Annotated in this window: 7 protein-coding genes and 1 pseudogene; 5 read left to right on the top strand and 3 right to left on the bottom strand. The window is 35.5% G+C overall.

Annotated features, from left to right (window positions below; translation table 11 throughout):
* The 3 genes from OZD61_RS04440 to rpmG all read right to left on the bottom strand — a co-directional run.
* On the bottom strand, window positions 1-225 hold a 225-nt coding region (locus OZD61_RS04440), incomplete at its 3' end, for a transposase (RefSeq protein ID WP_274980002.1).
* Window positions 226-277: 52 nt separating this feature from the next.
* Window positions 278-427 carry a hypothetical protein gene (locus tag OZD61_RS04435; protein WP_274980001.1) on the bottom strand — a complete coding sequence of 50 codons (150 nt, stop codon included), beginning with the start codon at window positions 425-427 and terminating at the stop codon, window positions 278-280.
* Window positions 428-452: 25 nt separating this feature from the next.
* On the bottom strand, window positions 453-653 hold the full coding sequence (gene rpmG, locus OZD61_RS04430) for a 50S ribosomal protein L33 (protein WP_274980000.1): 201 nt from the start codon (window positions 651-653) through the stop codon (window positions 453-455).
* Window positions 654-802: 149 nt separating this feature from the next.
* Here rpmG and OZD61_RS04425 point away from each other — a divergent pair, with 149 nt between their 5' ends.
* The 5 genes and pseudogenes from OZD61_RS04425 to murE all read left to right on the top strand — a co-directional run bounded on the left by OZD61_RS04425 (window position 803) and on the right by murE (window position 7,699).
* Window positions 803-2,575, top strand: coding sequence for an Rne/Rng family ribonuclease (locus OZD61_RS04425; protein WP_274979999.1), 1,773 nt, complete (start codon window positions 803-805; stop codon window positions 2,573-2,575).
* Window positions 2,576-2,661: 86 nt separating this feature from the next.
* Entirely contained in the window at window positions 2,662-4,584 is a 1,923-nt protein-coding gene (gene dnaK, locus OZD61_RS04420) for a molecular chaperone DnaK (protein ID WP_274979998.1), read from the top strand.
* Window positions 4,585-4,654: 70 nt separating this feature from the next.
* Window positions 4,655-4,939, top strand: a complete 285-nt coding sequence (locus OZD61_RS04415) for a BolA family protein (protein WP_010962929.1) — start codon at window positions 4,655-4,657, stop codon at window positions 4,937-4,939.
* A 7-nt stretch (window positions 4,940-4,946) separates the two neighbouring features.
* Window positions 4,947-6,180 (top strand): annotated as a pseudogene (gene metC, locus OZD61_RS04410) (cystathionine beta-lyase).
* Entirely contained in the window at window positions 6,155-7,699 is a 1,545-nt protein-coding gene (gene murE / locus OZD61_RS04405; protein WP_274980003.1) for a UDP-N-acetylmuramoyl-L-alanyl-D-glutamate--2,6-diaminopimelate ligase, read from the top strand. The pseudogene metC and the gene murE overlap by 26 nt, the downstream one beginning before the upstream one ends.
* Window positions 7,700-7,893 lie beyond the last annotated feature (194 nt).

Below are 7,893 nucleotides of genomic sequence, written 5' to 3'. Positions count from 1 at the left end.
CTTTTTATTCCACATTTGAAAATAGTAATACACGTTCTCCCACCTTGGAAAATCTTTTGGCAGCATTCTCGACTGGCAGGAGCTTTTTAGGACATATAGCACTGCACAAAATACATCATACAAATCAAGTTTCCTTGGTTTTGTTTTCTTTCTGCTACTCNCCAGTATTGGTCTAATTTTTTCAAATTGTTCTTTACTTATATCGCTTGGATAGCTTTTTTGCATAGATATGCCTCTTTCTTAACTGTGCTTATTCTACCTCATATTTTCGAGATCCTTAACAGGTTCTTAGAGCGTTTGCTGCTTTTTTCTGTGTTGTGTACTTCTTACTTATTAATTGTGCAATGACCTTTATTAATTTCAGTTTTGTATCTTTCACATCCCCCAACTCTACTGTTATAGGATAACTTAATTGTAAATTTTTCATAATAATAAAATCCCTTATAAAAAAATTACTTTAGTTTTTCTTCTTTAAATAACACATGCCTTCTGACTACTGGGTCATACTTCCTAAACTCCAGTTTTTTGGCAAGCTTTTTTGGATTACGCTTTTTTACATAAAAATAACCTGTTGATTTTTCTTCACTAGTTTTTGTTGTCTTGATTGCAGTGCTAACTAACTTAACGAGCAAAGAAGCATTTTTTTTCGCCATACTTATAATGATATAATAAATTCTATGCGAGTTTATTACGCAAAACACTAAAAGTCAACCGAATAATGCAGATCGTAAAATTCTTGACAATCAACAGTGCATTAAGTAGCATGAAGTTAACTTCAAAATGAAAAGCAAACGGTAAATAAGTGGTAAATAGTGGTAAAAGGTTATTATTGATAGAAAATTCCACCTGTTCTAATGAGGTAAGAGTTGCCTTGTCAGTTAATAATAAGGTTGTAGAATTTGAACAAGAATTCAAGGAAAAAAAACAATTAAGAGGTAATATATACGTTGCTTATATAAAGCGTATAGAGCCTTCTTTGCAAGCCGTATTTATCGAATATGGAAAAAATAAGCAAGGTTTTTTGTCTTTTTCCGAGATATCTCTAGATTACTTCAATATTCCAGAAAAAGAAAAGGAAACTATCTTTGAGAGCTACTCAAATGACGATTATACAGAAAAAGGGAACGATACCATAGCAAATGTCTCTTCAGATTCTGCAGCTAGTAAGAATGTCAACGAGTCAGGTAGTGGTTTTGTAAGAGAGGTACCTTTATATAAAAAATACAAATTACAAGGTGTTATTTCAGTAAATCAAAAAGTATTGGTTCAGCTAACTAAAGAGGGACGAGGCAATAAAGGAGCTTCATTTACAACATACATAACTTTAGTGGGTAGATACTGTGTTTTCATGCCAAATTCCATGAGTAAAGGTGGAGTGTCTCGCAGAATTGAAGATGCTAATGTCAGAAAGCAGTTAAAGGAGATACTGAGTTCAATAAACTTGCCAAAAAGGTCAGGTTTGATAGTAAGGACTGTTGGTTCAGGAAAAAATAAGAAAGAAATTGAGCAGGATTACAATTACTTATCCTCATTATGGCAGAGCATTCAAAAAAATGCCTTCTCTGTAAACGTTCCATCATTAATTTACAATGAAGCAGATGTAATTATGAGATCTGTTCGTGATTTTTGTAGCGATGGTATAGAAGTTATAGTGTCTGGAAAGGAAGCTTTTGAGGCAGTTAGGCAATATGCTAACAATGCACTAAAAGGTAGTAAGTTGCGCTATAGATTGTATAGAGGTTATGCTCCGATCTTTACTTACTACGGAATCGAAGATCAAATTTCTGAGTTATATAGCAATAGAGTAGAATTGCCATCTGGTGGGTCTTTGATAATAACTTTAACTGAGGCGTTTGTTTCGATAGACGTGAATTCAGGAAAGATGACAGGAGAAGATAGCATAGAAGAAACAGCTTATAGAACCAACATGGAAGCAGTACCTGAAATATCAAGACAGGTGAATCTTAGGGGCCTATCAGGACTAATAGTAGTCGATTTTATTGATATGTTGAAATATCAGTATTGCAGAGCTGTTGAGTCTGCTATAAAGCAAGCGTTTAAAGATGATAAAGCTAAAGTTCAATTTAGCTACATAAATGACTTTGGTTTAATGGTATTTTCAAGACAAAGAATTAAACCAAACATACAAGAAATTAATACTACAGAGTGTTTACACTGCAAAGGTACTGGAAGAGTAAAATCAAACGAAGTAATTGTTTCATCAATACTAAGGGATTTACAATATATTGCTAACAAGAATCGAAATAAGTCTTTTGATTTAGTAGCACACAGTGCAGTTATAGCGCACATTTTTAATAACAAACGCAATACAGTTTCTACAATCGAAAAAGAGTTTAATATTACATTGAACGTTAGTATTGATAACAGTTTAGATATAAATACATTTGTTTTAAAACAAGGAGATGATGTTAATTTAAACGGTTATAAGCCATTACAGAACTCTGGATACCAAATTGGGGATAGCAGCAATGAAGAAGCTGATAATTCAAATAAACTACGAGGCAATTTTTGGCTGACTAAGTGGCTTTCGCGCCTTTTAAGTTCTAATAACTAATTAGAAACCTAAATTGGGCTTGTAATTAATGAGCCCTATACTTATATATTCTTATATCAGATAATATTTACAATGGGGTACTCATTATGGGAAGAGCAATAGGCATAGATCTCGGAACAACAAATTCTTGTGTTGCAATAATGCAGGGCAAGGATACAAAGGTAATAGAAAATAAAGAAGGGGCAAGAACTACTCCATCTATAGTTGCATTGACTTCTTCAGGAGAAAGGTTGATTGGTGCTCCAGCAAAAAGGCAAGCAACCACCAATGCAAGCAATACCTTTTTTGCTACTAAGAGATTAATAGGCCGTCAATATAGTGATCCTGAGATGAAAAATCTAAGTGTACCATACAAAGTGTTTGCAGCAAAAAGTGGTGATGCATGGGTTAAAACAACTGATAATAAAGAATATTCTCCTAGTCAAATTGGTGCATTTATACTACAAAACATGAAAGAGGCAGCAGAAGCTTATCTTGGAGAGGAAGTAAAAGATGCTGTGATAACAGTGCCAGCATACTTCAACGACTCTCAACGTCAAGCAACAAAAGATGCAGGAAAAATTGCCGGATTAAATGTACTCAGAATAGTAAATGAACCGACTGCTGCAGCACTTGCTTATGGTCTTGATAAGAAACATGGGCACACAATAGTAGTATATGACCTTGGTGGTGGTACATTTGACGTTTCAATACTTGAAATAGGTGATGGAGTTTTCGAAGTGAAAGCAACAAACGGTGATACCCATCTTGGAGGTGAAGACTTTGATAATGGAGTAGTGAGTTATTTACTAGATGAATTCAAGAAAAGTAATGGCATTGATTTGAAAAATGATCCAATGGCTATGCAAAGAATCAAAGAAGCTGCTGAAAAAGCGAAAATTGAATTATCAAGTGCAATGGAAACGGAAATAAATCTACCGTTTATTACAGCTGATGCAAGTGGTCCAAAACACTTAAATATGAAATTAACGAGAGCAAAACTTGAAAGCTTAGTGAATGATTTAATCGAAAGAACTATGGCTCCTTGTAAAAAAGCTCTTGAGGATGCTGGTTTATCTGCTAGTCAAATTGGCGAAGTGGTTCTTGTTGGTGGCATGACTCGTATGCCAAAAGTCATAGAGAAAGCTAAAGAATTCTTTGGCAAAGATCCACATAGAGGAGTTAACCCTGATGAAGTTGTAGCAATTGGAGCTGCAATACAGGCGGGGATCATTCAAGGTGATGTAAGAGATGTGTTACTACTTGATGTGACCCCACTTTCTCTTGGTATTGAAACTCTAGGAGGAGTATTCACTCCGCTTATTGAGCGTAATACTACAATTCCTACTAAAAAATCTCAGGTGTTTTCAACTGCAGAAGATAACCAAACAGCTGTTACAATTAAGGTGCATCAGGGTGAAAGAAAACTGGCAGTTGATAATAAGCTACTCGGTCAGTTTAGTTTGGAAGGGATACCTCCTGCTCCGCGCGGAAGGCCACAAATTGAAGTGACATTTGATATAGATGCAAATGGAATAGCACACGTTTCTGCAAAAGATAAAGCTACTGGAAAAGAGCAAAAAATACGCATTCAATCTTCAGGTGGTTTATCTGATGGTGAAATAAATCGCATGGTAAAAGAAGCTGAAGAAAAAGCGCAAGAAGATGAAAAGCGCAAAAAGTTTATTGAAGTGAAGAATCAAGCGGATAGCTTAGTCCATTCTATAGAAAAGTCTCTGACAGAGTATGGTGATAAAGTTTCACCAGAAGATAGATCTGCTATTGAAAATGCAGTTAACGAATTAAAAGAAGTTAGTAAATCTGATAACATTGATGACGCTGATTCAATACAGCAGAAAGTCACTAATCTTTCTCAATTATCTATGAAACTTGGAGAAGCTATGTATCAAGCATCTCAACAAAATAGTGCTGAAAATGGCTTTTCATCAGAAGGAAATCCAAATGATAAAGAGGAAAAAGTAGTAGATTCTGATTATCAAGACATAGATAATAAAGAAGAGAATAAGTAATTGCGATTGTCATCCGAGTAGCTGATACTGGGATGACAAGAGGAGCATATTGTTGCTTAAAGAAACCATTATGGATATTATTAAAGCAATAGAAGAAAAGATACGCGATTCGATAGATGTAATTGATATCAACATTATCGATGAATCAGCAAAGCATGCTGATCATTATTTTGCTTCATCTTCAACATTACCTTCGCACATTAAATTAATATTAATATCTGACGGCTTTATTGGAATGAGCGTTCTAAAAAGACACAAGTTGATTTATGAGTTATTGAAGGGTGAGATAGAGCTAATACATGCAATTTCTCTTCACTTATATACGCAAGATGAGTACAATTTAAAAAATAAATAATAAAAATGTGAAGGAAGAGTCTATATTAGTTAAAGCAGGAAGAAAATTTAATGACTATAAAGGTTCCATGAACCCGCCAGTTTATCATTCTTCTACCATATTATTCCCTACTTACAAGGACTACTTAAATGCAGCAAATGGAGAAAGTATATACGATGTAATCAACGATGGTGTTGCAAGGGATTATAGCTACAGTAATGTTGGTACTCCTACTGTTCATTATCTTTCAAATGCACTGGCTGAAATTGAAGGGAGTGGACAAGCGCTTATTTATCCTTCCGGACTATTTGCACTTACTTTTGCTATTCTAACTTTCGCTAAAGCAGGCTCGCACGTTTTAATTCAAGATAATAGTTATTATAGGCTTAGGAGGTTTGCAGAAAATGAGCTACCAAAAAGAGGAACAGAAGTAACTTTTTATGATCCAACACAGGATATAGCTGATTTAATTCAGAGTAATACTTCATTGATAATGATCGAGACTCCTGGTTCTGTAACGTTTGAGATTTCGAATATAGAGCATATAGTAAAAGTTGCTAAAGAACGTGGAATTGTAACCGTTTGTGACAATTCATGGGCCACTCCTTTGTTATTTAAGCCGCTTGATTATGGAGTTGATGTTGCACTATATGCGGTGACAAAGTATCTAGCCGGTCACTCAGATTTAGTGATGGGAGCTATGGTTGCTGAAGGTGAAACTTTTAAATTGCTTTATGAGAGCTATAAAAATTATGGAGTAACCATTCAATCGCACGACTGCTACCTTGCACATAGGGGACTAAGAACACTGCATGCACGTATGGCAAGGCACCAAAATACAGCAATGGAAGTGGCAAAGTGGCTAGAAAAACATTCAAAAATCAAAAAAGTTTTGTATCCAGCACTTCCCTCCCATCCTCAACGCGAATTATGGAAAGGTTACTTCAAAGGAGCAAGTAGCGTATTTAGTATAATACTGGATAGAGAATATTCATGTGAAGAACTAAGCTGCATGGTTGATCATATGAAAATTTTTAGTATTGGTGCTTCTTGGGGAGGGTGTGACAGTTTGATATTACCAATAGATCGTAGATCTATGTCAAGATCTGTAATGAATTCAGATTATGGTGGAAGTTTCATGCGGATATTTTGTGGACTAGAAGATTCTGAAGATTTGATCTCTGATTTAAATGCTGCACTAGCAAGACTGCCATGTTTGAATATCAAAGCTGGCAGATGAAACTGAGAGAATTACTGCATAACATTATTGATGTTAACTTTGATATTGAAATCAAGGGCGTTACATGTAATCCCAAGAGAGTCAAGGAAGGTTATCTTTTTGTTTGTATGTCAGAAAGGAGTAAAGAATACGCAACATGCGATACTGGAATCCATATCCTTCCTACTGAATCACAGTGTTACGTACACAACTGTGTAGACGTTGTGATACAAGGGGCCAAGAAAGATGTCATCCCAGTGCTTGACTACTTGGATCCAGAAAATTTAATTGTAAATGAACACACTAAGCAATTGTATAATAAAAACTGGATTCCAGTGTCAGCTACTTGCATGACAAGTACTCCGGGTTTTGCAGTGCTTGAACACCTAAACCCTCAAGAAATATACAGCGAAATAGTCAGCAGGTTTTATCAATTCAAACAGCCCAAATATGTTGCTGCTGTAACTGGTACAAATGGTAAAACTTCAGTAGTAGAATTTTGCCGCCAGATCTGGCAAAACTCTGGCTATAATGCTGCGTCTATTGGAACACTTGGAACATGCATCAATAATGGCAGAAAAGGTAATAGCAACAGCCTTACCACTCCAGGTGCAGAAGACCTTTACGCAACATTGCGTGGTATAAGTGTAGAACACTTAGTGTTGGAATCATCAAGTCATGGGATTGATCAATACAGAATCCATGGATTAAAGTTGAGTGCTGCAGCTTTTACTAATTTCTCGCAAGATCATTTAGATTACCATAAAAGTCTTGGTGGATATTTAGAAACCAAAAAAAGGTTATTTTACGAAGTATTACCAGAAGGAAAAACAGCGATTTTAAATGCGGATATAGATGAATACGGCGCATTGCTTAAAATAGCTGAAAAACGCAGTAATAAAGTTGTGACTTATGGAAAAAAAGGCTCTGATATTACTTTATTAGAGCAAACACCAACCCCTAATGGTCAACATCTTACAGTAAAAATTGATAACCAAATTTACAATACATTTTTCCCAGTTTTAGGAAAATTTCAAGCATATAATCTGCTATGTGCAATCGGTATATCTGGATTAAATTACAGAGAAATATGCGTAGAAAAACTCATTTCTCCATCAGGAAGAATGGAAAAAGTGAAACCTTTTGCATTCGTGGATTACGCTCATACTCCAAGTGCGCTTAAACAAGCCCTATTGTCTTTAAAATGGCATATCAACAAAAAAATAATTCTAGTTTTTGGATGCGGTGGAAATCGCGATCAGACGAAACGTTCAGAAATGGGCAAAATAGCACAAATGTATGCAGATAAAGTAATAATTACAGATGATAATCCGCGTGATGAAGATCCGGCAAAAATTCGCCACGATATTTTGCTACATTGCCCTGATGCACTGGAGATAGGAGGTAGGAGAGAAGCTATAGAGAAAGGCGTAGATATTGCCTATAACGAGGGTATGATTCTGCTAGTTGCAGGAAAGGGAAATGAGAAATTTCAAATTATAGGCAACCAAACTTTTGAATTTAGCGATGTTGAGGTTATTAAAAATAAAGTTGCATCTTGACCTATATATTCTGGCCAACTTTCTGCACAAAACTCTCTGTTTCTTCCATTTTAGTGTTAGTTTTTGACATTACGTACGCAATGCAAACAGGTACTAATGCAATGGATACAGATATACCAATAGTTATAGCTCTTTTTACAATAATCCGAACAGACCGTAATATGCTACTGGCCTGCTATAGCCATAAACACATA

The organism is Wolbachia endosymbiont of Drosophila bocki, from assembly GCF_028982005.1.
Classification (GTDB): Bacteria; Pseudomonadota; Alphaproteobacteria; order Rickettsiales; family Anaplasmataceae; genus Wolbachia; species Wolbachia pipientis.
Note: the sequence above shows the minus strand (reverse complement) of the source record. Positions and strands in the feature narration are given on the sequence as shown.

Excerpts from the sequence above, each read along its gene's own strand:
- OZD61_RS04435 (WP_274980001.1), bottom strand. The coding sequence starts at position 427 with ATGAAAAATTTACAATTAAGTTATCCTATAACAGTAGAGTTGGGGGAT.
- rpmG (WP_274980000.1), bottom strand. The coding sequence starts at position 653 with ATGGCGAAAAAAAATGCTTCTTTGCTCGTTAAGTTAGTTAGCACTGCA.
- dnaK (WP_274979998.1), top strand. The coding sequence starts at position 2,662 with ATGGGAAGAGCAATAGGCATAGATCTCGGAACAACAAATTCTTGTGTT.
- OZD61_RS04415 (WP_010962929.1), top strand. The coding sequence starts at position 4,655 with ATGGATATTATTAAAGCAATAGAAGAAAAGATACGCGATTCGATAGAT.
- murE (WP_274980003.1), top strand. The coding sequence starts at position 6,155 with ATGAAACTGAGAGAATTACTGCATAACATTATTGATGTTAACTTTGAT.